Origin of the sequence: Methylorubrum sp. Q1, assembly GCF_004683995.1 — a bacterium.
In the GTDB taxonomy this organism is placed as follows: Bacteria; Pseudomonadota; Alphaproteobacteria; order Rhizobiales; family Beijerinckiaceae; genus Methylobacterium.
In genome coordinates this window covers 1-23,890 of the sequence record NZ_SRHQ01000027.1, presented here as the reverse complement: position 1 = coordinate 23,890, position 23,890 = coordinate 1, and the positions used below count along the sequence as shown (strand labels likewise).

17 protein-coding genes and 4 pseudogenes are annotated in these 23,890 nt (G+C 71.0%); 13 read left to right on the top strand and 8 right to left on the bottom strand.

The window, feature by feature from the left end:
* Complete coding sequence (locus tag E4V01_RS21310; RefSeq protein WP_135299731.1) at positions 1-930, top strand: STM4011 family radical SAM protein; 930 nt, start codon at positions 1-3, stop codon at positions 928-930.
* A 187-nt stretch (positions 931-1,117) separates the two neighbouring features.
* Here the strand turns inward: E4V01_RS21310 and E4V01_RS21305 are convergent.
* Both E4V01_RS21305 and E4V01_RS21300 read right to left on the bottom strand, forming a co-directional pair.
* Positions 1,118-1,360, bottom strand: a pseudogene (locus E4V01_RS21305) (transposase); the annotation flags it as partial.
* A 173-nt stretch (positions 1,361-1,533) separates the two neighbouring features.
* Entirely contained in the window at positions 1,534-2,391 is an 858-nt protein-coding gene (locus tag E4V01_RS21300) for a LysR family transcriptional regulator (RefSeq protein WP_135299730.1), read from the bottom strand.
* 89 nt (positions 2,392-2,480) lie between these two features.
* On the opposite strand from E4V01_RS21300, the gene E4V01_RS21295 reads away from it, so the two are divergent.
* The 3 genes and pseudogenes from E4V01_RS21295 to E4V01_RS26285 all read left to right on the top strand — a co-directional run.
* Positions 2,481-2,861 carry a tautomerase family protein gene (locus tag E4V01_RS21295; RefSeq protein WP_135299729.1) on the top strand — a complete coding sequence of 127 codons (381 nt, stop codon included), beginning with the start codon at positions 2,481-2,483 and terminating at the stop codon, positions 2,859-2,861.
* Positions 2,854-3,231 (top strand): annotated as a pseudogene (locus tag E4V01_RS26610) (EamA family transporter); the annotation flags it as partial. The gene E4V01_RS21295 and the pseudogene E4V01_RS26610, both read left to right, overlap by 8 nt.
* A gap of 15 nt (positions 3,232-3,246) precedes the next feature.
* A pseudogene (locus E4V01_RS26285) lies at positions 3,247-3,516 on the top strand (transposase); the annotation flags it as partial.
* A gap of 131 nt (positions 3,517-3,647) precedes the next feature.
* Here the strand turns inward: E4V01_RS26285 and E4V01_RS21285 are convergent.
* Positions 3,648-3,782, bottom strand: a pseudogene (locus tag E4V01_RS21285) (3-keto-5-aminohexanoate cleavage protein); the annotation flags it as partial.
* A gap of 139 nt (positions 3,783-3,921) precedes the next feature.
* Here E4V01_RS21285 and E4V01_RS21280 point away from each other — a divergent pair.
* Positions 3,922-4,746, top strand: a complete 825-nt coding sequence (locus E4V01_RS21280; protein ID WP_135299728.1) for a universal stress protein — start codon at positions 3,922-3,924, stop codon at positions 4,744-4,746.
* Positions 4,746-5,072 (top strand): cytochrome c, encoded by a 327-nt coding sequence (locus E4V01_RS21275; RefSeq protein WP_060769014.1) that lies wholly within the window; start codon positions 4,746-4,748, stop codon positions 5,070-5,072. The genes E4V01_RS21280 and E4V01_RS21275 overlap by 1 nt, the downstream gene beginning before the upstream one ends.
* 75 nt (positions 5,073-5,147) lie before the next feature.
* Here the strand turns inward: E4V01_RS21275 and E4V01_RS21270 are convergent, their stop codons facing one another.
* The 3 genes from E4V01_RS21270 to E4V01_RS21260 form a co-directional block, all read right to left on the bottom strand.
* Complete coding sequence (locus E4V01_RS21270) at positions 5,148-5,900, bottom strand: Crp/Fnr family transcriptional regulator (protein WP_135299727.1); 753 nt, start codon at positions 5,898-5,900, stop codon at positions 5,148-5,150.
* Between the two features lie 377 nt (positions 5,901-6,277).
* On the bottom strand, positions 6,278-7,903 hold the full coding sequence (locus E4V01_RS21265) for an ATP-binding cassette domain-containing protein (protein ID WP_193763265.1): 1,626 nt from the start codon (positions 7,901-7,903) through the stop codon (positions 6,278-6,280).
* On the bottom strand, positions 7,903-9,546 hold the full coding sequence (locus tag E4V01_RS21260) for an ATP-binding cassette domain-containing protein (protein WP_135299725.1): 1,644 nt from the start codon (positions 9,544-9,546) through the stop codon (positions 7,903-7,905). The genes E4V01_RS21265 and E4V01_RS21260 overlap by 1 nt, the downstream gene beginning before the upstream one ends.
* A 99-nt stretch (positions 9,547-9,645) precedes the next feature.
* Between E4V01_RS21260 and E4V01_RS21255 the strand changes: the two genes are divergently transcribed.
* The 3 genes from E4V01_RS21255 to cydX all read left to right on the top strand — a co-directional run bounded on the left by E4V01_RS21255 (position 9,646) and on the right by cydX (position 12,741).
* Entirely contained in the window at positions 9,646-11,238 is a 1,593-nt protein-coding gene (locus E4V01_RS21255; protein WP_135299724.1) for a cytochrome ubiquinol oxidase subunit I, read from the top strand.
* A 147-nt stretch (positions 11,239-11,385) separates the two neighbouring features.
* Complete coding sequence (gene cydB / locus E4V01_RS21250; protein WP_135299723.1) at positions 11,386-12,540, top strand: cytochrome d ubiquinol oxidase subunit II; 1,155 nt, start codon at positions 11,386-11,388, stop codon at positions 12,538-12,540.
* 69 nt (positions 12,541-12,609) lie between these two features.
* A complete protein-coding gene (gene cydX, locus E4V01_RS21245) occupies positions 12,610-12,741 on the top strand; it encodes a cytochrome bd-I oxidase subunit CydX (RefSeq protein WP_083530776.1) in 132 nt (43 codons plus the stop codon).
* Positions 12,742-12,778: 37 nt separating this feature from the next.
* On the opposite strand, the gene E4V01_RS21240 is transcribed toward cydX, so the two are convergent.
* Complete coding sequence (locus E4V01_RS21240; RefSeq protein ID WP_060769019.1) at positions 12,779-13,531, bottom strand: DeoR/GlpR family DNA-binding transcription regulator; 753 nt, start codon at positions 13,529-13,531, stop codon at positions 12,779-12,781.
* Between the two features lie 167 nt (positions 13,532-13,698).
* Entirely contained in the window at positions 13,699-15,282 is a 1,584-nt protein-coding gene (locus E4V01_RS21235; RefSeq protein ID WP_135299757.1) for an amidase, read from the bottom strand.
* A gap of 419 nt (positions 15,283-15,701) precedes the next feature.
* On the opposite strand from E4V01_RS21235, the gene E4V01_RS21230 reads away from it, so the two are divergent.
* The 4 genes from E4V01_RS21230 to E4V01_RS21215 all read left to right on the top strand — a co-directional run.
* Entirely contained in the window at positions 15,702-18,128 is a 2,427-nt protein-coding gene (locus E4V01_RS21230; RefSeq protein ID WP_135299722.1) for a response regulator, read from the top strand.
* A 132-nt stretch (positions 18,129-18,260) separates the two neighbouring features.
* A complete protein-coding gene (bcsS, locus tag E4V01_RS21225; protein WP_135299721.1) occupies positions 18,261-19,073 on the top strand; it encodes a cellulose biosynthesis protein BcsS in 813 nt (270 codons plus the stop codon).
* A gap of 303 nt (positions 19,074-19,376) precedes the next feature.
* Positions 19,377-21,881, top strand: a complete 2,505-nt coding sequence (bcsA, locus tag E4V01_RS21220; RefSeq protein WP_135299720.1) for a UDP-forming cellulose synthase catalytic subunit — start codon at positions 19,377-19,379, stop codon at positions 21,879-21,881.
* On the top strand, positions 21,878-23,890 hold a 2,013-nt coding region (locus E4V01_RS21215; protein ID WP_135299719.1), incomplete at its 3' end, for a cellulose biosynthesis cyclic di-GMP-binding regulatory protein BcsB. The genes bcsA and E4V01_RS21215, both read left to right, overlap by 4 nt.

The following is a 23,890-nucleotide window of genomic DNA, read 5'->3' as shown; positions in this document are numbered from 1 at the left end:
ATGGCAGGCGCCCATCTCGACATCCTCTACCGGGGGCCGCTCGCGAGCTGCAACTACGCCTGCCCCTACTGTCCCTTCGCCAAGCGCCGGGACAGCCGGGAGACCCTGCGGCGCGACGCAGGCCAACTCGCCCGCTTCGTCGATTGGGCCGACGGTCAGACCCGGCGCACGCTGGGCATCCTGTTCACGCCGTGGGGGGAGGCGCTGATCCGGCCGGCCTACCGGGCGGCGATGGCACGGCTGAGCCGGATGCCGCAGGTCAGCAAGGTCGCCGCGCAGACGAACCTGTCCTGGCCGACCGGCTGGCTCGATGGCTGCGATCCCGACCGCATCGGCTTCTGGTGCACCTTCCATCCGGGCGAGACGCCCCTCGACCGCTTCCTCGGCCGCTGCACCGAACTCGACGCGCGCGGCATCAGCTACAGCGTCGGCATCGTGGGCAAGCGGGAGCATTTCGCGGCGCTCGCCGCGTTGCGCCGGGCGCTGCGGCCCGAGATCTACCTCTGGGTGAACGCCTACCGGGACGAGGGGCCGAACTATTACGCGCCGGACGACCTCGCCATTGTGCGCGCGCTCGATCCGCTCTTCGACATCAACCGCACCGGGATCCGCAGCCGAGGCCGGGCCTGCGCCACGGGCGAGCGCGTGGTCAGCGTCGATGGCGACGGCGAAGTCCGCCGCTGCCATGTGGTTCCGGCCCGGATCGGCAACCTCTACGACCCGGACTTCGACGCCGCCCTGACGCCGCGGCCCTGCCCGCTGGCTCAGTGCCGCTGCCATATCGGCTACGCCCACATGCCGCATCTCGGCTTCCGCGAGCGGTTCGGGACGGGACTGCTGGAGCGGGCGCTTCCGCTCCGCTTCGACACCGTACCGGGCACGCCCGGCCCCGCGGGAGGTCGGACGCGGAGCGAAACGCGATCTGTCTGACCGGACGGGGGGCTGCTTTCGGCAGAGGCCGTGTGAGAACCCAGATCTTCCGGTTTTTGGGCGTACGCGTAGGGTAGCACGGCGGATCGAACGGGCGGGCCTCAAGCCCGGATGGCCGCCAGCATCGGACCGACCCCGAAGATCTGGATCATCCGCTTCATGGTGTAGGCCAGAACCTGCAGGCTCATCTCGGTTCTGAGACACGGTTGAGGTAGCCGTAGAGATAGATCTTGAGCAGCGTCGCCGGATGGTAGGCCGGACGGCCCGTTGCCTCCGGCACCGCGCCTGCGAAGCCGAGTGCGCTCAGATCGAGCTCATCGACGAACACTTCGACGAGACGAACCGGGTTGTCAGGGGTGATTTAGTCGTCGAGGCAGTCGGGAAGGAGCGTGATCTGCTGACGATCCTCGCCTGCGACGAACCGCTTCATCCCGACCTCCCCAGATCGGAATTTACGCTGCCAGATCAGCACGTTTTCACACAGCCTGGACCCATGCCGGTCATCGGACCTCGACAGGATGTTTGCCGATAGTCAGACGTCTCCTACCAAGCACGATTGCCGTGCGTGGGATGAAAGATCCGCACTTCAGCGAAAGTGGCCCGTCACGCTCGCACTGCGCTGCGGAAGGCGGCCGACAGGCTGGCGAGTAGGTCGAGCGCCGGTCCGCTCTGGATCCTCGAGTGAAGAAGAATCGGCAGGCGGGGAATTTCTGGGAGCCTTAGCTTCACGCCGACATCGATCACGCCAAGCGGCAGCATGCGCGGGGCTAAAGCCGCAACGCCGAGCCCGGCCGACACGGCGGCCGCGACGGCCGACACGCCGCCACCGACGAAGGTCTCGATCCAGGGAATGCCGGCGGTGTCGAGGAGACGCCCGGCCATGGCGCGAACACCGCACGGCTCTGCCGACGTGGCGACCGGCAGCGGTTCGCCCGCACGAGGCTGCCAGCCTGCCCCTGCGAACCATCCCAAGCTCTCCTGTGCCAGGACCTCGCCGTCGTCCCGGCCCAGGTTCAGGCGGGAAATTACGGCGTCGAGTTCCCGTCGATCGTAGCTCTGCAGCAGGTCGCCGGACGAGCCGATCCTGACCTTGATGAGAAGCTGAGGATCCTGCGTGGTCAGGCGTGCGATGAGCGCCGGCAGATCCGGCCCCGCCACATGATCGCTAATGCCGATGGTGACGCGTTGCCGGGCTTCCCTAAAGACCGCGAGCGCCCGCTCATGCGCGCCCACAAGTTCGCGCGCCCGTTCCAGAAAGGCGACGCCGTGCGGTGAGAGCTGCACGTAGCGGGGCGTCCGCTCGATAAGCTGGTGACCAAGCCTCCGTTCCAGCCGCTGGATGCGGAGGCTGACTGCCGCCTGCGTTGTCTCCATCGCCTCAGCCGCCCTGGTGAAGCTGTCGAGCTCGGCCACGTGAATGAACGCGCGCACGGCGTCGAGGTCGAGGGGCTTGGACGTCATAACAAAACATTATCTCTGAAATCAGCGACGATATCATATCGGAATGCCTGCTAACCTTCTACGGCTTGAAGCGCCAAACGAGGTGCACCATGCCGCTCATCTCCGTCTCCATGCGCTCCGGGAAACCCGATGCCTACAAGCAGGCCATTTTCGACGGCCTGTACAGGGCCCTCCGCGAGACCTTCAGCGTGCCAGAGGACGATCAGTTCATGGCGATCACGGAGCACAGCGAGGCGAATTTCCGCTATGGCGCGACCTACGGCGGCATCAACCGCAGTGACGACGTGATCTTCGTGCAGATCAGCGCCATGAACACGCGCACCGTCGATCAGAAGAAAGCGCTCTATCGGCGTATCGCGGAGCTGCTCGGCGACGATCCTGGCATCCGGGCCGACGACCTTTTCATCAACCTCGTGGAGGGCGCCCGCGAGAATTGGTCGCTCGGTCGCGGTCTCGCGCAGTATGCCTGACTTGGAGCAGGAGCGGGCAAGTCTTCGCTCCCTGCCGGATATGACCGTGACGACTTCGACGACCGTCGCCCGGCCTGCCGCCGACACGAGTGTGCGCCCCCCTCTCTCCACCATCGGGCTCTTGGCCTTCGTCGTCGTCGCGTGGAGCCTCAACTGGGTCGTCATGAAGGTGGCCGTGCAGGATGTCGCGCCGCTCCGGGCGGTCGCGATCCGCACCGGCCTCGCCGCACTCGTCCTGCTCCCGTCGCTATTTGCGGCCCGGCGGCTCGTGCGGCCGCACCGGGCCGACTTGCCGGTCGTCCTCGTGATCATGCTCTTCCACAGGGCGGCCTTCGCGGGGCCGATGACGGCGGGGCTGGTCTTCGTTCCGGCAAGCCGGGCCAAGGAGCGGCGCGTGACGCGTTGGGAGCACGAGGCCGTCCTGGAAGCCGTGCAGCGGCGGCTCGATGCGGATCCTCATGCGATGCGCACGCGCCGCCAGACGGTCGAACACGTGTTCGGGACGCTCAAGGGCTGGATGGGGGCGACGCACTTCCAGATGCGCCGGTTGAGAAACGTGGCGACCGAGACGAGCCTGCAGGTCCTGGCCTACAATCTGAAGCCGGTGATGGCGATCCTCGGCACCGGACCACTCCTCACCGCCCTCCGGGCGTGAGAGCACGCGGCACCCCGCGCGCTGTCACCGCTGCAAACCGGCACACCAAAACGCGTTCGCACACAGCCTCCACCCTCAGCCGCCCTCGGCCAGATCAAGCAATCGGGTTTCGACCCGCGGAATCGCCGCCGTCAGGCGGGGAGGCCGAGGGTGGGCCGGGCCTGCGCCGGGGTCGCGACGCGACGGCCGTGCCGGGTCACCGCCGCGACGGCGAGGCCGACCAGTTCCGCGTTGCTGCCCGCCAGCCGCTCCCGCGTGATCCGGATAGGGAAGCGGTCGGCCGCGTGCCGGCGGGCGACTTGAGCGCCTTGCGCTGGATCAAGGCACCCGTACCGGCCGGCGGCAAGGATGAACCTCACGAAGGATGGCCCCACCGAGCGGAGGGGGACGCCCCGGGAGGCGAGCATGGCTTACGCGAACATCCTGGTCTCGGTCGATCTCGACGAGGCCGCCGCCGACCGCATCCGGCTTGCGGCCGCTCTCGCGCGGCGCTTCGAGGCGACGCTCACCGGGGCGGCCGCCTGCAAGGTGCCGGCGCCGGATTACGTGCGCGATATCGGCGAGATCTACGACGAGGACCCGCATTTCGAGGAGAAGGCGCGGGCCCTGCTCGCACAGGCGCACGCCCTGTTCGAGCGCTCCGCCGAAGCCCCGCTGCGCCGCGACTGGCGCGAGGCCCTGGCGGGTCCGATCTCCCATCTCGTCGAGCAGGCGCGGGCGGCCGACCTCCTCGTGGTGGGACGCCGTGGTTCCGACGACCCTCCGCGCGGCGCCCTTGGCGCCTCGCCCGGCCCCGTTCTGATGGAAGCCGCCCGCCCGGTCCTCGTGCTGCCCCCCCGCAGGGAGCCGGCCGGCAGCGCGCTTCGGGGCGCCCGGATCGTCGTGGCCTGGAAGGACGGCTCGGAGGCGCGCCGGGCCGTCTCGGCCGCGTTGCCCTTCATCCGCGAGGCGGATCAGGTCTTCGTCGTCAGCACCGGCGAGGATGCCCGCAACGAGGGTGCGGAGGATGTCGCCGGCCATCTCGCCCGCCACGGCGCCGCCGTCACGACCCACCTGCTGCGCACCGTCGTGAGCGACGGCGACGAACTCCTGCGCTTCGCCGTCAAACAAGAGGCCGACCTCATCGTGATGGGCGCCTACGGGCATACCCGCCTGCGCGAGTGGCTGTTCGGCGGCGTCACCTACGAGATGCTGCACCGCAGCCCCCTCCCCTGCCTGATGTGTCACTGATGCGTATCGCGACCACCCTCCCGATCCTGGCCCTCCTGCTGATCGCCCTGCCGGCCGCCGCCCAAGCACTCGACCCCCGCGCCCAGCGCGGCGAGACCATCGCGCGCACCAACTGCGCCCGCTGCCACGCGATCGGCCGCGTCGGCGCGAGCCCCTTGGCGGACGCGCCGCCGTTCCGCGAGTTGCACCGCCGCTACCCCGTGACGGATCTGGCCGAGGCGTTGGCCGAGGGCATCACCACGGGGCACCCGACGATGCCGGAATTCCGGCTCGATCCCGACGAGGCGCAGGCCCTGATCGCCTATCTTCAGACCCTCGAACGGTAAGGCGCCCAGACGAAGTCCGGCCGATCCCTTCGGAATCGCGGGGTTCGACTTCCGCTTTGATCAGAGGCTCTTGTTTCAGCTCGCCGCGATGCGTTCGAGCCGGTCAACGTCCAGCAGGCGCACGCCGCCGGGCACGATCAGAAGCGCCTTCTCCCGGTCGAGCCGGGTCAGCATCCGGCTCACTGTCTCGATGGTGAGGCCGAGATGGTCGGCCATGTCCTGCCGGCCCATCGGCAGCTCGACGGTGATGGAATCGTGCCCGATGCGGGCGTAGCGGGTGCGCAGGCCGAGCAGGAAGCTCACCACCTTCTCCTCGGCGGTGCGGCGGCCCAGCAGCATCATGTGATCCTGTGCCAGCGTCAGCTCATGGCCGGCCCACTCGTAGAGGCGTTGCAGCAGGTGCGGCGTCCGCGCGACGAGGCCGGCGAAGGCACGCTTCTCGAACCGGCAGAGCGTCGTCGGTGACAGTGCCTCGGCGGTGACGGTGAAGCGCTCGGGCAGAGCGAGGCCGAGGAAATCGCCGACCATGGCGAAGCCCATCACCTGCCGCCGCCCGTCCGGCAGAAGCCGCGACAGACGCAAGGCGCCCTCGGTGACGTTGTAGACGGCGCCCGCCCGATCCTCCTGCTGGAACAGGGCTTGGCGCGGATCGAGATGGACGGGCTGGCTCAGCGCCTCCAAGCCGGCGAGTTCCTCGCTCGAGAGCGCCGCGCAGACGCTGACGAGGCGGACCTTGCACGCGGCGCAGCCACTCTCCGAACGGTCGTGCGCGCAAGGCGGCTCGGCTGGGATCGGCTCGACACCGGCGCTCTCGCCAGAGCTTTGCATCGCAAGCCTCCCGTCCCGCACCCCGCTCGAGGTGAATCAATAGCCTGCGTCCGCGCCGTCTGTGAAGACGAAACCGGGCAGGGCCGAAGCGAGCGGACAATGAAAGACGACCGAGGAAGCGCATTACGGCGGCGCGGGCCGTGTCTTCTCACTGAGTGATTTCTTCCGCGACCGCATCTTTATTCTGATCTTTTCGATCTTCTTGATCGGAACGGATGCCGTGAAGGGATCCATGCCGATTCTCGCGACCGCGACTGCTTCGCGAGATGGCGCACCGAGGGCAGCGCATGGATGCCTTGCCGACGCCTGACCGCGCAAAACCGGCCGGCACCGAGCCTCGCCGCGGCCCGCCCCTCGGCGTTCGGGTTGGGCTTGCCTCAATCCGGCCCGAGCGAGACCCGGCGCCCGGGCAGCCCGAGATCCGGGCGGTGGCTCGTCAGCACGACGATGCGGTCATGCCAGTGCGCGAGCAGGCGACCGAGGATGCGTGCGGCCTGATCGTCACCGAGATGCTCGGCCGGCTCGTCGAGCAGGATGACGGGAGCCGGGCTCAGCCGAGCGCGGGCGAGGTTGAGGCGTTGCGCTTCGCCCAGCGAAAGGCCGCCCTCGGCGATCCAGGCATCGAGGCCGCCGGCCGCGCGGATGCGGGCTTCGAGCTCGACGGCCTCCAGCGCCGCCCACAAAGCCGCGTCGGAGGCGCCGGGCGCGAACAGGTTCTCGCGTACGGTGTCGGACAGGATCGCCGCATCGTGCAGGCTCAGATGCGTCAGCCCCCGCCGCTCGGCCGCCGGGCGGACGGCGCCGCCGAGCCGGATCGTCTCGCCGGGCCGCTCCGCGCTCCAGCCGGCGAGCGCCTTCAACAGGGTGGTCTTGCCGCAGCCGCTGGCGCCGACGAGGGTCAGCGGCGTGCCGGGCACGATGGCCAACTCCGGCGCCGGGCCGAGATCGCGTCCGTCCGGCGTCCGCAGGCGTAGGCCGTGCAGGGTCAGGGCGCCGAGGGCCGGACCGGGCCGGGGGGCCGGCTCCGCGGCGTGGCCGCCCTCCACGGCGAGGGACTGGCGGGCGAGGCGGGCGCGGACGGAGCCGAGCAGCGCCCGCGGCAGGGACAGGATCGGCTCCGCGAGGGCGAGCCACGTGAAGGCCAGGAAGGCGGCGGGCAAGAGCGCGGTACCGCGGGCGCCCGCGCTCCAGGGCGTGAGCAGCACGGCCAGGGCGATGGCGGGGCCGGCCAGCGCCAGCACGGCCTCGAGCCGGGCGAGCGCGCGCCGTCCGCAGGCGGCCTCGCGTTCGGCATCGCGCAGGGGATCGAGGGCGATCCGCAGGACCGGGCCGCGCTGCCCCTCGGCGTCGAGGGGAACCGCGCCCGCCAAAGCCGCTCCGAGATCGGCGGCGGCGGTGCGCCGCGCGCGGCGGACCCACGCCTCGATGGCCGCGAGCCGCGTCAGCGCGTGTCGGGCCACGAGGCCGCCCGCCAGCGCGAGCGCCGCGACGGGAAGGAGCGCGAGCGGCGCCACGAGGGCCGTGGCGAGCACGAGACCGGCAAGCGCCGCGCCGGTCGTGGCGAGGGGAAAGCCGACGCGCAGCCGGGCGTAGTCGATGTCGGCGACGTCATCGATGAAGTCGGCGAGGCGCTCCGGTCGTCCGAGTTGCCAGCCGGCGCCGCGGCTCTCCGGCGCCCGCGCCAGGGCCGCGAACAGGCCGGCGCGGCGGCGGACCTGATCGGTCAGCGCCGCGCGGTGGCTGGCCATGCGCTCGCCGTAGCGCGCGCCCGTGCGCAGCAGCGCGAACAGGCGCACCAGAGCGGCGGGATGGTGGAAGTTGAAGGCGAAGGCCGCCGGCCCGGTGCCGGCCAAGGCCACCGCGGCCAGGAAGGTCACGGCAGTGCCGGCCAGCGCGAGATTCGCCGCGAGCGCCAGCGCCGCGAGGGCGAAGGCGAGGGTCCAAGCTCGGGACGTTACGGCGCGGCCGGAACCGGCCGGCGTCGTATCGGAGCGGGTGCGCATCACGCGGCCTGCCTCTCGCAAGGGATGGCCCCGAGGGCGATGCGCCGGTCGGCCATCGCCGCCAGCGCCGGGTCGTGGGTCGCCACGATGACGAGGCGGGTGCGGGCGGCACAGGCCAAGGCTTGGCGCACCCGCGCGGCGTTCTCGGGATCGAGCTTGGCGGTCGGCTCGTCACAGAAGGCGGTGCCCGGCCGCAGCAGCAGGCGCGCGACGGCGATACGGACCCGCTGGCCGCCGGAGAGGTTTTCAGCGCCCGCCCGCACGGGGGCATCGAGGCCGCCGGGCCAGTGCGAATCGTCGCCCAGGCCGAGGGTCGCGGCGGCCGCCGCCACGGCCTCGGGCGCCGCGAGGGTGCCGTCCGCGATGGCCGCGCCGAGCGTGCCGGCCGGGATCGGCGTGTCGAGGGAGACCCAGGTCGCCGGACGGCCGGGCCCCGGCAAGCGGACGGCCCCGGAAAGCGGCGCCTCAACACCGGCCAGCATCCGCAGCAGGGTGGACTTGCCGGCCCCGCTCGGCCCGGTCAGCGCGACGAGGCCGGTTTCCGGCAGGTCGAAATCGGGGACCGGTCCGGCATGGGGCAGGACGAGGCCGCGGGCGCCCGGCACCGCCGGAGCCAAGCCGCGTTCGGGCCTCGTCTCGGCTTCTTCCGAAAACACCCCGGCGAGCGCCTCGGCGGCGGCCTCACCCTCGGCCTTGGCATGGTAGAGTTCGGCGTAGCGGCGGAACGGCAGAAAATACTCGGGTGCGAGCAGCAGGATCAGCAAGCTCTGCCAGAGCGCCAGATGCGCAAAACCAGGAATCTCGGCGAGACCGAGATGGCCGAGCCCGAGGAACACCGCCAGGATCGCGATGGCGAGCGAGGCGAAGAAGTCGAGCACGCCCGCATTGAGGAAGGCCACCGCCAGGACGCCCATGGTGCCGTCGGCATAGGCCTGGAGCCACCGGTCGAGCTTGGCCGTCTCGCGGGGAAGGCCGTGGGCAGCGAGGATCGTCGGCAGCGTCCGCACCCGGTCGGCGAACTGTGTGGCGAGGCGCCCGAGCGCCGCCTCCTGGGCCGCGGCCCGGTCGCGGATCATGCCGCCGACGAGGGCGAAGAACACGATCATCACCGGTGTGGCGAGGAGCAGCGCCGAAGCCGCCTGCCACGAGACGACGGCCACCGCCCCCGCCGTCAGCACCGGCCCGAGCGCCATCATCCGCCGCGCCGCGGCGTGGCCGACGACGAGGCGGGCCAGCGCGCCGGGATGCCGCTGCAATCCGGCGATCACCGCCCCGCGCGGCAGGTCGGCGGCGGCGCGGGCCGGCATCGCGGCGAGCCGCGCCTCGGCGGCATCGATCAGCGCAACGGCGACCTCCGCCTCCAGGGCGGCACTGCGCGCTTCGATCGCGCTCGCCAGGCCGGCACCCGCGAGAAGGCAGGCCCCGGCGAGGCCGAGCGCGATCGCGTCGAGTTGCCCTGTCTCGATCAGCGTGCCGGCGAGCCGCGCCAGCGCCACGGCGAGCCCGAGCGTCGCGGCACAACGCAGGGCCTGGAGGCCGTGGAGGCGCGAGAGGCCGGCCCGCGCCACACCGTGGGCGAGGGCGAGCGCCGCGGGCTCGAGGCTGGCGCGGCCGGATCGGGCGCGGGGGGATCGTCGGGTCATGCCGCCTTGTGCGGCGGGGGCCGCGAGAGCGGCCTTGATCTGCGTCAAGGATCGCCAAGCGCGGCGGCGCGACAGGCGGCGTCGGACAAGGAGCCTCCCATGACCGATCCGCTGCTCGTCGATCTGTCGCGCCTGCAATTCGCGCTGACGGCGATGTACCACTTCCTGTTCGTGCCGCTGACGCTCGGACTCTCGATTCTCGTCGCCATGATGGAGACGGTCTACGTCATGACGCGCCGTAAGATCTGGCGCGACATGACCAAGTTCTGGGGCCTCCTGTTCGGGATCAATTTCGCCCTGGGTGTGGCCACGGGCCTGACCATGGAGTTCCAGTTCGGCATGAACTGGGCCTACTATTCGCACTATGTCGGCGATGTGTTCGGGGCCCCGCTCGCCATCGAGGGCCTGATGGCCTTCTTCCTGGAGGCGACCTTCGTCGGGCTGTTTTTCTTCGGCTGGGACAAGCTCACGGCGCTCGCCCACTGCATCGTCACGTGGCTGATGGCGCTGGGCACCAACTTCTCCGCACTCTGGATCCTGATCGCCAACGGCTGGATGCAGAACCCGGTCGGCTCTCTGTTCAACCCCGACACGATGCGCATGGAGGTGACCGATTTTAGCGCCGTGATCTTCAATCCGGTGGCGCAGGCGAAGTTCGTCCACACGGTCTCGGCCGGCTATGTCTGCGGCGCGGTCTTCGTGCTCGGCGTCTCGGCCTTCTACATCCTGCGCGGGCGGCATCTCGAACTCGCCAAGCGCTCGTTTGCCATCGCGGCGGCCTTTGGCCTCGCCTCGGCGCTCAGTGTCGTCGTGCTCGGCGACGAGAGCGGCTACGCCGTCACCGACCACCAGAAGATGAAGCTCGCCGCCATGGAGGCGATGTGGCACACGGAAGCCCCGCCGGCCGCCTTCACGGCAATCGGCGTCCCGGATCTGGAGAGCCGCACCACCCGCTACGCGCTCCACATCCCCTACGCGATGGGCCTGATCGGCACCCGCTCGCTGTCGACCGAGATCCCCGGCATCACCGAACTGGTCGGGCACGCCAAGGACCGCATCCGCAACGGGCTCGTCGCCTACGCCGCGCTGGAGCGGATCAAGGCCGACCGCACGGATGAGGCGGCCCGCGCCGAGTTCGCCCGGACGCAAACCGACCTCGGCTACGCGCAGCTCCTCAAGCCGCTGATCAGCGATCCACGGACGGCGACCGACGCGGATATCGACAGGGCGGCGTGGTCCACCGTGCCGCACGTGCCCTCGCTGTTCTTCAGCTTCCGGGCGATGGTGGCCTGCGGCTTCCTGCTGATCGGCCTGTTCGGCGCCGCGCTCTGGTACACCGCCCGCGAGGCCGAGGCGCCGCGCTGGCTGTTCCGGGCCGCGCTCTTCGCCCTGCCGCTGCCCTGGATCGCGATCGAGTTCGGCTGGTTCGTTGCCGAGTTCGGCCGCCAGCCCTGGATCATCGAGGGCGTGCTGCCGACCGCGCTCGCGACCTCCGAACTCGGCATCCCCTCCCTCCTCATCACCATCGCCGGCTTCACCCTGGTCTACGGCGTGCTCGCGGTGATCGAGGTGCAGCTGATGCTGCGTGCCATCGCCAAGGGGCCCGAGACCCTGGCCGAGGACCCGGCCGCCCTCTTCCCCGGCGCCGGCACGAACCGGAGCGAGGCCGGCCTCGTCGCCGCCGCCGAATAGCCCTCTCCCCCTTCGTGTCTCTCACAAAACTCCCGCTGGGCCGTCCTCGCCAAAGCGAGAACGGTCAGAGATCGGAGGTTTTGTGAGGCACTCCTAGCCGGCCGTCCCTGCCGTCGCGCCGGCCCCTCCCCTGAGGAATTTCCCTCCATGCTCGCCCTTCTCTCGGACTACGAAAGCTTACGCCTGATCTGGTGGGTATTGCTCGGCGTGCTGCTGATCGGCTTTGCCGTCACCGACGGCTTCGATCTCGGCGTCGGCGCCCTGCTTCCCTTCGTCGGGCGCACCGATGTCGAGCGGCGGGTGGCAATCCACACCGTGTCCGCCACCTGGGAAGGCAACCAGGTCTGGCTGGTGCTCGGCGGCGGCGCGATCTTCGCCGCCTGGCCCGCGCTCTACGCGCTGAGCTTCTCCGGCTTCTACCTCGCCATGTTCCTCGTGCTGTTCGCCCTCATCCTGCGGCCGGTGGCGTTCAAGTACCGCTCCAAGCGGGCGAGCGCGGCCTGGCGCGCACGCTGGGACTGGGCTTTGTTCGTCGGCGGCGCGGTGCCGGCGCTGATCTTCGGCGTCGCCGTCGGCAACGTGCTCCAGGGCGTGCCCTTCCACTTCACGAGCGACCTTCGCCCGATCTACGGGGGCAGCCTGCTGGGCCTGCTCAACCCGCTGGCGCTGCTCTGCGGCGGCGTCTCGCTGGCGATGCTGGTGGCGCACGGCGCGGCGTGGCTCGCCTTCAAGGCCGAGGGGCCGGTCGCCGAGCGCGCCCGCGCCATCGGGCTCAAGGCCGCGCTCGCCACCGCCGCCCTGTTCGCACTCGGCGGCCTCCTGATCTGGGCCGGCGCCTTCGGCGGCTACCGGGTGGTGAGCCCGCTTCCCGGCGACGGCCCGTCCAACCCGCTGACCAAGGCGGTGGTGGCGGATGCGGGCGCGTGGCTCGCCAACTTCCGGGCCCATCCCGCGCTCGCCCTGGTGCCGCTCCTCGGCATCGCCGGTCCGCTGCTCGCGGCTTTGGGCTTCCGCACCCGGCACGAGGGGCTGACCCTCCTGGCCTCCAGCCTCGGCATCGCCTGCATCATCGCCACCGTCGGCCTGTCGATGTTCCCGGTCATCCTGCCCTCGAACACGCATCCGGGCCACGCGCTGACCGTGTTCGACGCCTCCTCCAGCCGGGCGACCCTGCGTAACATGCTGATCGCGACGGTGGTCTTCCTGCCGATCATCCTCGCCTACACGGCGTGGGTCTACCGGGTGCTGTGGGGCAAGGTCTCGGAGCGCGACATCACCGCCCCCGGCTCGGCCGCCTACTGACGATCCCGGCCCCGGCGGCGCCGGGGCCTGCTTTTCTGGCCCCCTGCTCTCGCATCAGGACTCGCGACGATGTGGTACTTCGCCTGGATCCTCGGCCTCGGACTGGCCGCCGCGGTCGGCGTGCTCAACGCTCTCTGGTACGAGTTGCGCGCCGTGCGCGAGACCCCGCCCGAGGTCACGACGACGCTTCCGACGCCGTGAACCCATGGATCGAGGCGCCGTCTCCAAGCCACCGGCCTCACCCGCAGATCAGATCGACATCGTGCCGGCTGAAGCGCTCGGCGAAGGGCTCGGGCGGCGGGCGGTCGGTCACCACGGTGAGCGGCGCGGCCAGATCGAAGGTCTGGAGGTTGGCCTGGCGCCCGAACTTGCGGGAATCGGCGAGCAGCACCGCCCGCCGGGTCTGGCCCCGCAGCGCCCGGCGCAGGACGGATTCGTGCTCCTCGTAGTCCATCCAGCCCTGCGCGAGGTCGCAGGCGGCGATGCCCATGATCGCGAGGTCGAAGAAGTGGCGCCGGGCATAGTCCACGGTGTCGTAGCCGACGAGCGCGTTGTCGTTCGGCCGCAGCCGGCCCGGCGTCAGGTTCACCCGCGCCGGGCTGTCGGCCAGCAGCAGTGCGAGGTCGATCGAGTTCGTCGTCACCGTGAGCTTGCGGGTGGTGAGCCGCCGGGCAAGGGCCAGCGTGGTGGTGCCGGTGTCGATGAAGATCGACATCCCGTCCTCCACCAGCCCCTCGGCGAGCGCGGCGACGCGGCCCTTCTCGCGGCTGTTGAGCCCGCTGCGCTCGGTGAGCGGGCGCTCCTGATCGAGGCGGGGCCGGACGGCACCGCCGTGGATGCGCCGCAGCAGCCCGCGCTCCTCCAGCATCTTCAGGTCACGCCGGATCGTCTCGTCGGAGACCGCGAGGGTGGCCGCGATGCTGGTGACGCCGACGCGTCCCGTCTGCGCAAGCTGCGAGAGAATTTCCTCGTGGCGATGATCGGTCAGCATCCCGGCCCTGTCCCCGTTCAGGGCCAAGATAGCGCCGCGGCCGTGAAACGGTCGCGCACAATTTCAGGACGTGCACAGCGTGCAAGGGCCGCAGCGTGCAAGCCCACGCAGCAAGCCCGTCCGGCCGATTGGGGCCGGACGGGCTCTTGCCCGGACCGAGAAGAGAATCAGGCGTCGAGGGCCGGGGCGCGGCGGTGATGCGTCGCCTGCTCGTAGGCGTAGGCGCAGGCGAGCAGGTCACCCTCGCTCCACATCCGGCCGACGAAGATCAGGTTGAACGGCGCGCCGGAGGCGTAGGCGCCCGCCGGCAGCGTCACCCCAGGCAGGCCGGCGATATTGATCTCGCAGACCGTGGTCTCGAGCAGCGTGCCGGGGCCGTGCAGCGGGGGCAGCTCGGCCCGCATCTGCGGGAAGACCAGGGCGTCGAGCCCGTGCTCCGCCATCACCCGGTCGAACAAAGCGAGATAGGCCTCGCGGGCGGCGAGGAAGTCGGAGAGGTCGGGCGGGCTCGCCGGGTCGGCAAGGCAGGGCGCGAGCCCCGGCAGGTTGGTGATCGGATGCAGCACGCCGCCGGGCGCGAACGCGTCCTCGGCTTTCGTCGCTTCGGCGAAGGCGGCAAAGCTGCGGATCGCCACGTCCGGCCCCATCCGCTCCAGATAGAGCTGGAGATCGTAGGGCGCGGATTCGAAACCGCGGGCGTCGAAGTAGACGAGGCCCGGCGTCGGCTCGGCGATGGCGGCGAACTCGGTGCCGGCGAAGGGGTCGGCCACCAGGGTGGCGCCGGCCGCCTCCAGTTCCTTCTGCGTCCGTGCGTAGAGGGCGCTCGCCTCTTCCGAGAGCGGCAGGTCGCGCCAGCCGGGTCCGTAGAGGCCGAGGCGCTTGCCCGCCAGCGCGCCCGCGTCGAGCCCCGCCGCGTAGCCCGCGGCCGGGCGCTTGCCGATGCCGGCCACGGTTTTGGGATCGGCCGCGGAATAGCCGGCGAGCGCGTCGAGGGTGAGGGCGGCGTCGCGCACGCAGCGGGCGATCGGCCCGACCACGTCGCGGGTGCTGCCGGCCAGCGGCATCACGCCGGCATTCGGCACGAGACCGAAGCTCGGCTTGATGCCGACCAGGCCCTGCGCCGAGGCCGGGTTCTGGATCGAGCCGCCGGTCTCCTCGGCGAGCCCGAGGATGGCGAGGCTCGCGGCCACCGCCGTGGCGGTGCCGGCACTGGAGCCGCCGGGAATGCGGTCGGGTGCCGCCGGGTTGAGGGTGGGGCCGGCCCAGGAATCGTTGGCGTGGCTGCCGGTATGGCTCAGCACCGGCACGTTGGTCTTGCCGAGGATGACGCAGCCGGCCGCGCGCATCCGCGCCGTCACCGGCGCGTCGGTGGCCGGGATCAGATCGACGCCGCCGGCCTCGGCGCTGAGGAAGTGCCAGCCGCCGGTGCTCGGCAGGCCGGCCATGTCCATCGTGTCCTTGATAACGACGGGCACCCCGGCGAGCGGCCCCAGCGCCTCGCCGGCCGCACGGCGGGCATCGATGGCGCGGGCGTCATCGAGTGCCTGCGGATTCATCACGATGAGCGCCTTGTAGCGCGGGTTGTAGGTCTCGATCCGCGCCAGGAAGGCTTCGGCCAGCGCCTCCGCGGTGACGCTGCCCTCGGCAAAGGCGCGCTGGCAATCCTCGACCGTCATCTCGATCAGCCGCGCCGCCAGCGCATCCTCGGTCATCTCGGGGGCGACGGCGACGGAAAGGGCCATTGCGTTCATCTCGATCTCGCGCTCCGCATCCTTGAAGACGGCGAGGCCGATCCCGTCCCGGTGGAATCGCTCACGAGAGCCGCCCCCGCGGGGGCGTTGGGGGGAAACGCTCGTGCTCGCCGTCACCGGCCCTCACGGCCAGCCGACGCATCCTCGCAACGTCTATGCCACAAAAACCACAAAACCCTCTAAAGGCGGTCGGGCGATGTCGCATCCGATTCGAGGAGGCTGCCGGTTTGCCGGCCCGCTGAATAGCTTTCGATGTTTCTCGCGTGCGGGGCGAGGCTCTTCCCGGCAACACCGGGCCGTCCGGCGGTGAATGCCGCCAGCATTAACCGGCTCTTAAGCGCTTCGCGGCCTCGTCTAAAGGGCAGGAATACCAATCCCGGTTCCCTGCGGCCGGCAAGCTGTGCCGGCGGAGCCCCCGCATGCTGGATTCCGTCCGGATCTCGCTCAAGGTGCTGAACGCGGCCCAGCTCGCCCTGATCGCGGCGGCGGCGCTCGGGCTCGCCTGGATCGGGACCGCCATGCTCGGGGCCGGCCCCGCCACGGACGGCGCGCAGCGTGCCGCGATGACGGGCGCGCGCGCCTTCGCGGACGCGGTCGATGCCGAACTGCACGGCAGCGTCGCGGATGCGCGCACCGTCGCGCTGCTGCTGCGCCCCGGCGATCCGACGCTGGGTGAGGCCGAGCGCTCGGCCCTGCTCCGGGACTGGCTCGCGCTCAACCCGCGCTACGGGGATGCCGCGCTGATCGGCGCGGATGGCAGCGTGCGCGCCGCCGCCGATCCGCGCCGGCCCGGCAGCAGCGTCGCCCGGCAGCCCTGGTTCGCGCGGGCGCGCAACGCCGAGGTCGTCATCGCAACCCAGGGGGACGAGACGGCACCCTTCGATGTCGTCCTCTCCCTCGGGATGCCCGGACGCTCCGACCGGATCCAGCTTCGCGCCGGCCCTGCCTTCCTCGAGATCGGCCCCCGCCTGCGCCGAGCGCTCGACCTGCCCGAAACGATCGCCTTCACCGTGAGCGGCGCCGACGGGCGGCTGCTCGCAGGCACCGCGTCCGCGCCCTGGGGCGAGCACCGCTCGGCCTCCGCGCCCGTCCAGAGCGGGCGCGAACTCAGCTCTCCCGGTTGGGTGGTGACCGCCTATGCGCCGCCGAGCGTGGCGGCGGGTCTGCTGCCCGACGGGCGCATCCTGGCGCTGGCGCTCGCCGTGGTGGGCGCGGCCGCCGGGCTCGGCTACGCCATGGGGGGCCGCGCCGCGCAGCCGCTGCAACGCCTCGCCCAGGGCGAGGCCGGGCCGGACGAGGCTGCAGCCTCCCCGGTGCGCGAGATCGCGGCGCTGACCGAAGCGGTCGCCGGCCGCTCCCAGAGCCGCGAGGCGGCGCTGGCGCTGGCGGGAACCGGTCTCGACCGGATCAAAGGCCGGCTTCAGACCTTCGAGGCGATGTCCGGCTGGACCTGCTGGGAGATCGACCCGGAGACGCGCCAGGTCGTCTGGTCGGATTCCGACCGGACCGGGACGGCGACGGCCTCGGACCACGCCACCGACCTGTCCGACCTCGCCGAATGGTTCGAGCCGGAGGACCACGCCCTCCTCGATCTCACCCTCGAAGCCGCGCGCCGGGCCGACGGGCCGCACGACGTGGTGCTGCGCGCCCGCGCCGACGGCGCCGAGCCCGTTCCCGAAGCGGAGCGGCGGGTGCTGGTGCGCTTCCTGCGCGCGGCGGGCGACGGCAGCCGCATCCACGCCCTGAGCCGGGCGATCGAGGGCGGCGTGTCGGAGACGCCCTCGGGCCTGAACGAGCGGCGGCGCAACGCGATCCTGCGCCGCGTGACCGACGGCATCGTCCACGACTTCAACGACGTGCTCACGATCGTGCAGGCCAACCTCGCGACCGTACGCCGGCGTCACGGCCTGAACCCGGAGCCGGCACGCCTCGTCGATGCGGCGCTCGCGGGCGCCGAGCGCGGGGCGGCGCTGACCCGGCGGATGCTCGGGCTCGTGCGCGGCGAGGGCGAGGCTTTGGCCGAGTGCGACGTCGGCACGAGCGTCGAGGCCGCCCTCGCCTTCATGGGGGCCAACGTGCTGCGCGACGTGCCAGTCATCAACCGCGTGCCCGGCGACCTGCCGAAGGTGCTGTGCGCCGAGCGGATCCTCGAACTCGTCCTGCTCAACCTCGCCTTCCACTTCCGCGATCACGGGCTGCACGGCTTCGCGGTCGGGGCCGCCGAGGAGGTGACCGAGACGGAGACGGGCTTCGGCCTGCCGCCGGGCGCTTACGTGCGCCTCCTCGTCGCCAGCGGACAGCACGAGCCCGGCCGGACGGCGCGGACACCCTGCCTAGGCTCGCTGGAGACGGTGGCCCGGCTCCTCGAAGAAATCGACGCCGGCTGGCGCCCCGTCTCCGACGGGACCGGCGAGGACGCCTTCGTCGCGGAGATCTGGCTGCGGGCCACCGAGCGGCAGCCGGAGCAGCCCGCCCTCTGGCACTCCCCCCTGCGCGTGCTCCTGGTGGAGAGCGACGGCCTCGTCCGGGCGAGCCTCGCCGAGGCGCTGGCCGATCTCGGCCACGACGTGGTTCAGGCTGCCTCGGGCGAGCACGCCCTCGCGCTGCTCGGCGAGAGCGCGGATTACGACGCCATGGTCGCCGACCAGTCGATGCCCGTGATGACCGGCCTCCAGCTCGCCGCGACGGTGGTCGAGCGCTATCCCGACATCCGGATCATCCTGGCGAGCCCCCACGGGCATCTGCCGGCCGCGGCGCGGCAGTTCCTGCAACTGGACAAGCCGTTCCGCCCCGACGATCTCGCGGCGGTGCTGAGCGCGGCGGCCCCGCAGGCCCGGGCGGCCTGAATCCACCCGGCATCGTGAATGCCTGACAAGATCTCGGCCGAGATGAATCAGGCTTTCCTGGTTTCGGAGAGGCTCTTGTTAACCGTGGGCCCCGATAAATCGGTGCGTAGCGTGTGCGTATCCGAGGATCGAATGGCTGTGGTTTCTCGCAACCATCAACGGGCTCCCGGGAATCTCTGTATTCTTGCCTGCGGGCTTGCGGCCGTGATCGCCGCCCCGGCCCGAGCCGCCGACCTGCCGGCTCCGGCCCCCGCGACCGCGAGCGTCGATTGGTACACCGGCGCGCAAGCGCAGGCGGTGGACGACAGTTGGGCGGTGGCCGTCGATGGCTCGACCAGCATCACCTCCAACTCCTCGGCCTTCGGCTCCTTCACCGTGACGACGGCACTCGGCAGCCCGCCGACGGTGAGCGGCGCGCGCGTGCGCGTCGAGGCCGTGGCCGGCACCTACTCCTATCCCGGACAGGCCGTCGGCGCCCGCGTCACCGGCTACCAGCAGGAGGGCTCGCTGCTCACCGGCTATGAGTGGATCTGGCGGGAGGCAGCGCTCGCCGGCTATGTCGGCTTCAACGTCCGCAGCAACCAACTCTCGATCCCCGACCCCGGCAACCCGGTCGTCGGAACGGGCGTCGGCCTGAAGGTCGCCGGAAACTTCTACGCCACGCCGACCGACCGGACCATGGTCTCGGCCTACGGCTCCTACTCGACCAAGTTCAACGCCTACTATTCCCGTTTCCGCGTCGGCTACATGGTCGCCGACGGCGTCTATATCGGCCCGGAGGCGCTGTTCCTCGGCGACGACTTCTTCCGCCAGTACCGCGTCGGCGCCCATCTCTCGGGCCTGAGCTTCGGCCCGGTCCAGATGTCGCTCGCGGCCGGCTACGTGCGGGACCGCGTCCAGGGCACGGGCTACTATTCCAGCATCGAGGCGCGCGCGAACTTTTAGAGCGGGCGGACCGCCGGCCGAAGCCAAGCACTTGGATCAACGAGGACAATCCGCCGCCTTGTCTCCGCGTCTCACGGCAAAGTAATGCTGTCTCAAGCGAAGAATGGCTTCCGTATCAGGAAGACATTCCTCGCAACCGCATGTCATTTTCGCGGAATTTCTGCCGAATCTTCGGACATTTTCTCCGGATGACGCTACGCTCTGCATCGCAAAATCAACCTTGTTCGCAGAGCGGGACGGCGGCGTCGTGAACGCATCCGGAAATCGTCGTATTTTCATGATGGATCCGTCCACGAGGCAGGGGTGGCGAGTGTGATACGTGCGCTGCGGTGGCTGGCCTGGATGGGAACGACGGTTGCCGGCCTCATCCTGCTGAGCCAACCGGTCGGGACGCAGAATCAGCTCGCCATGAGTCTCGCCGCCATGGCGGCGATGATCGTGCTGTGGCTGTTCCTCGACGGGCCGCGCACTCGCTTCGTGTTCCTGGCGCTCGGGAGCCTCGTGGTGCTCCGCTACATCCTGTGGCGGGTCACCGATACGCTGCCCTCCCCCGGCGATCCGGTCAGCTTCGGCTTTGGCCTGCTGCTGCTCGTGGGCGAATTGTACTGCGTCTTCATCCTGTTCGTGAGCCTCATCATCAACGCCGACCCGCTCAAGCGGCCCCCGCCCCCGGCGGCGCGCGCGGCCGAGTTGCCGACGGTCGACGTGTTCGTGCCGAGCTACAACGAGGACGCCGCCATCCTGGCGATGACGCTGGCGGCCGCGCGCCAGATGAACTACCCGCCCGACAAGCTTAACGTCTGGCTTCTCGACGACGGCGGCTCGGACCAGAAATGCGCCGACCCCAACCCGGAGAAGGCCAAGGCCGCCCGCGACCGGCGGCGGGAGCTGACGGTGCTGGCCGAGGAACTCGGCTGCCGCTACCTCACCCGCGCCCGCAACGAGCACGCCAAGGCGGGCAACCTCAACAACGGGCTCGCCTTCGCCACCGGCGAGATCGTCGTCGTGCTCGATGCCGACCACGTCCCGTTCCGCTCGTTCCTGAGCGAGACGGTGGGTTACTTCGCCGAAGACCCGAAGCTCTTCCTCGTCCAGACCCCGCACGCCTTCCTCAACCCCGATCCGATCGAGCGGAACCTGAAGACCTTCGAGCGGATGCCGTCGGAGAACGAGATGTTCTACGCGGTGACGCAGCGCGGGCTCGACAAGTGGAACGGCTCGTTCTTCTGCGGCTCCGCCGCCCTGCTGCGCCGCACCGCCCTCGACGAGGCCGGGGGATTCTCCGGCATCACCATCACCGAGGATTGCGAGACCGCCTTCGAGCTGCATTCCCGCGGCTGGACCAGTGCCTATGTCGACAAGCCCCTGATCGCCGGCCTCCAGCCGGAGACGCTCTCGGCCTTCATCGGCCAGCGCTCGCGCTGGTGCCAGGGCATGTTCCAGATCCTGCTCCTGAAGAACCCCGCGCTGCAGAAGGGGCTCAAGCCGATCCAGAAGATCGCCTACCTCTCGAGCATGACGTTCTGGTTCTTCCCCGTGCCGCGGCTGATTTTCATGTTCGCGCCGCTGCTGCACATTTTCTTCGATCTGAAGATTTTCGTTGCCAGCGTCGATGAATCGATCGCCTATACGGCAACCTACATCGTCATCAACCTGATGATGCAGAACTACGTCTACGGCAAGTTCCGCTGGCCCTTCGTCTCGGAGCTCTACGAATACGTTCAAGGCCTCTATCTGTCGAAGGCCATCGTCTCGGTGATCTGGTCGCCGCGAAAGCCGACCTTCAACGTCACCGACAAGGGGATCAGCCTCGACCACGACCATCTCTCGTCGGCCTCGCTCCCGTTCTTCGCCGTCTACGGGCTGCTGGCGGCGGGCTGCGCGGTCGCGACGTGGCGCTACCTGTTCGAGCCGGGCGTGACCAACCTGATGCTGGTGGTCGGCCTGTGGAACTTCTTCAACCTGCTGACCGCGGGCGCGGCCCTCGGGGTCTGCGCCGAGCGCCGCCAACTGGAGCGGGCGCCTTCGCTGGCCATCAACCGGCGCGGCCAGATCACGCTGGGCGGCCGGGCCATCGACGTGTCGATCGAGCGGGTCTCGGCCGAAGCCTGCACGGTGCGCCTGCCCGCCGCCCTGCTGCCGACGGAGGGCGGACACCGCAAGCTCACGGGGGCGCTCACCGTCATCCCGGTGGCGGGCGCGCGCCCGGCCGGCGCCCTGCCGGTGACCCTGGAGCGGATCGACCGCACCAAGGACGAGGCCTTCGCCCGCCTGAGCTTCGGCCGCCTGCGCCCACAGGATTACGTGGCGCTCGCCGGCCTGATGTACGGCGATGCGGAGGCGATGCGCCGCTTCCAGATGCGCCGCCGCCGCCACAAGGATATCCTGACCGGCACGCTGCAATTCATCTGGTGGGGCCTTTCCGAGCCGTTCCGCGCCGTGCGCTACGCCTTCGCCGCCGACGCGCGACCGGCGGTGGCGCCGGTGATCGACGGCACCTCGCCGATCTACGATGCCCCGGAACAGGCGCCGACCGGGGCGAGCCTGCCCGAGCCGCTGCTTGCGCCAGCGGTGCAGGCCTACGCGTTCCAGGCCGCCCCACAGGCTCCGAGGGAGCCTGTGACGGCCGAGACGCGAAGCCCAGCCCCGACGGCTCAGGCCCCGGTGAACGCGCAGCCCGCCCCCTCCTCCAGCCCTTCGGCCAACCCGCCTGCCCGCGCCTCGAACGATTGGGTGCGCATGATGCTCGATTACGAGAATGAGCGCGCGCTTGCCGGTCGGACCGGGCGCGGCACGGGCACGGCGTGAGCGCGATGACGGTGCAGCCTCTTCCACGAGCCGGCCTCGGACCCGCGCGCCGGGCCACTCGGACGCCGGCCCTGGCCGTCGCGCTCGTCTGCACGCTGCTCATGGGCGGGGTGCCGGCCCGCGCGCAGAGCTTCCTCGGGACCGGTCCGGCCGAGCGCCTGACGGTGCCGCCGACCGGAGACGCCCTGCGAAAGCAGGGCCCGGCACCGGCTCAAGCCCCTGCGCAAATCCCCGCGCGCGCCCCCACGTCGTCCGCCGCCCCGGCAGCGCAAGGCCGCCCGTCGGCCCCCGACAGCGCCGACGGCGGACGCCGCCCGCAGATCCAGGCGACCATCGCCCCGGCCCGCCGCCTGCCCGCCGGCACCCGCGGCTTCCGCCTCTCGGGCGAGGAGGACGTGCTGCAATACCCGGTCTACCTCACCGAGGGGCAGGCGCGGGGCGCGGCACGGCTGCGCGTCTCCTACCTCTCGGCGATCTCGGTGGCGCCGGAGGGCTCGGAACTCACCGGCCTCGTCAACGGCACCAAGGTCGGCTGGACCCGGATTCAGGCCCCCGGCGCCGTCAAGGTCGTGGAATTCGCGATTCCCGACGGCGTCCTCAAGGCCGGCTACAACGCCGTGACCCTGACGGCGAGCCAGCGCCACCGGGTCGATTGCGCGATCGAGGCGACCTACGAGCTCTGGACCCAGATCGATCCCTCGCGCTCCGGGCTGGTGATCGCGCCGGCCGCCGACCTCGACCTGAAATCGCTGGCCGCCCTCGAACCCGACGAGAGCGGCGCCCTCCCCATGGGCGTGCTGCTCAACGAGAAGCCGACCCTGCCGCGTCTGGAGCGGATGATCGGCGCCGTGCAGGCGCTCGCCGTCGTGAGCCGGCTCGCCCGGCCCGCGGTCAGCTTCGGGCCGCCGCTCTCCGGCCGCAGCGGCGTCAACCTGCTCGTGGGGACCGCCGCCGAGATCCGCGGCACGGACGGCGTCGAGGATCTCGGGCCGATCACCGGGCCGCGGCTCGCCCTCCTGCCGCCGCGGAGCAACCGCGCGCCGACGCTCGTCGTGACCGGCCTTGGCCCCGACGACGTGCGGGCGGCGACCGCCCAGCTCGCCGCGGCGGGCGATGCCGGCGGCAGCGGGCCGGGCACGGCGCTCGCGCCCCTGATCCGGGGCTACGAGGTGCAGGGCGGCGAGCGGCTCGAATTGCAGCGCCTCGGCGTCACCAGCCGCGAGTTCAACGGGCGCCTGCTGCGCACCCGGATCGAGCTGCGCTTTCCGCCCGATTTCGTGCCCGCCGACTACGGCAAGGCCATGCTGCACCTGGCCGGCGGCTACGCAGCCGGGCTCGATTCGAGCGCCCAGATCGTCGTCGACATCAACGGCCGCAACGCCGCGAGCGTGCCGCTGCCCTATGCCCGCGGTGAGGTGTTCGACGATCAGGCCATCCCCCTGCCCTTGAGCCTGTGGCGGCCGGGCCTGAACAGCGTCGAGATCAGCGCGCAGCTTCCGAACGCGGCGGACAAGGTCTGCGACACCCTCTCGCCCGCGGCGCGGCAGCCGCGCTTCCTCTTTCTCGACCGCACCCGCCTCGAAATCCCGTCCCTGGCCCGGGCGGTGCGCAGCCCCGATCTCGCGGCGGTCAAGGCGGGGGCCGTGCCCTTCACCGCGCCGGGCCAGCGCCCGCGCCTCGTGCTGCCGGTTGCGGACCGCGAGACCGCGGATGCCGCCGCGACGCTGGCCGCCCGCCTCGCCATCGCCGCCAAGCGCGTCATCGATTTCGAACTCGTGCCCGATGCCGGCGGCACCGAGAGCGGCGCCAAGCTCGTGGTGGCGCCCGCCCGCGCCCTCAATCCGGTGACGATCCAGTCCGTCGGCCTCGATCCCGAAGAGATCCGGCGCATCTGGGGCGGGCGGGCCGAGACCGTGGCGACACCGGGCCAGTTCGGTCCGGAGGGCGTGCTGACCCTCGACCGGCTGCGTCGCAACCTGCCGATGCGCTGCGCCCTGCCGCCGGCCGCG

Excerpts from the sequence above, each read along its gene's own strand:
- E4V01_RS21310 (WP_135299731.1), top strand. The coding sequence starts at position 1 with ATGGCAGGCGCCCATCTCGACATCCTCTACCGGGGGCCGCTCGCGAGC.
- E4V01_RS21300 (WP_135299730.1), bottom strand. The coding sequence starts at position 2,391 with ATGACGTCCAAGCCCCTCGACCTCGACGCCGTGCGCGCGTTCATTCAC.
- E4V01_RS21295 (WP_135299729.1), top strand. The coding sequence starts at position 2,481 with ATGCCGCTCATCTCCGTCTCCATGCGCTCCGGGAAACCCGATGCCTAC.
- E4V01_RS21280 (WP_135299728.1), top strand. The coding sequence starts at position 3,922 with ATGGCTTACGCGAACATCCTGGTCTCGGTCGATCTCGACGAGGCCGCC.
- E4V01_RS21275 (WP_060769014.1), top strand. The coding sequence starts at position 4,746 with ATGCGTATCGCGACCACCCTCCCGATCCTGGCCCTCCTGCTGATCGCC.
- E4V01_RS21270 (WP_135299727.1), bottom strand. The coding sequence starts at position 5,900 with ATGCAAAGCTCTGGCGAGAGCGCCGGTGTCGAGCCGATCCCAGCCGAG.
- E4V01_RS21265 (WP_193763265.1), bottom strand. The coding sequence starts at position 7,903 with ATGCGCACCCGCTCCGATACGACGCCGGCCGGTTCCGGCCGCGCCGTA.
- E4V01_RS21260 (WP_135299725.1), bottom strand. The coding sequence starts at position 9,546 with ATGACCCGACGATCCCCCCGCGCCCGATCCGGCCGCGCCAGCCTCGAG.
- E4V01_RS21255 (WP_135299724.1), top strand. The coding sequence starts at position 9,646 with ATGACCGATCCGCTGCTCGTCGATCTGTCGCGCCTGCAATTCGCGCTG.
- cydB (WP_135299723.1), top strand. The coding sequence starts at position 11,386 with ATGCTCGCCCTTCTCTCGGACTACGAAAGCTTACGCCTGATCTGGTGG.
- cydX (WP_083530776.1), top strand. The coding sequence starts at position 12,610 with ATGTGGTACTTCGCCTGGATCCTCGGCCTCGGACTGGCCGCCGCGGTC.
- E4V01_RS21240 (WP_060769019.1), bottom strand. The coding sequence starts at position 13,531 with ATGCTGACCGATCATCGCCACGAGGAAATTCTCTCGCAGCTTGCGCAG.
- E4V01_RS21235 (WP_135299757.1), bottom strand. The coding sequence starts at position 15,282 with ATGAACGCAATGGCCCTTTCCGTCGCCGTCGCCCCCGAGATGACCGAG.
- E4V01_RS21230 (WP_135299722.1), top strand. The coding sequence starts at position 15,702 with ATGCTGGATTCCGTCCGGATCTCGCTCAAGGTGCTGAACGCGGCCCAG.
- bcsS (WP_135299721.1), top strand. The coding sequence starts at position 18,261 with ATGGCTGTGGTTTCTCGCAACCATCAACGGGCTCCCGGGAATCTCTGT.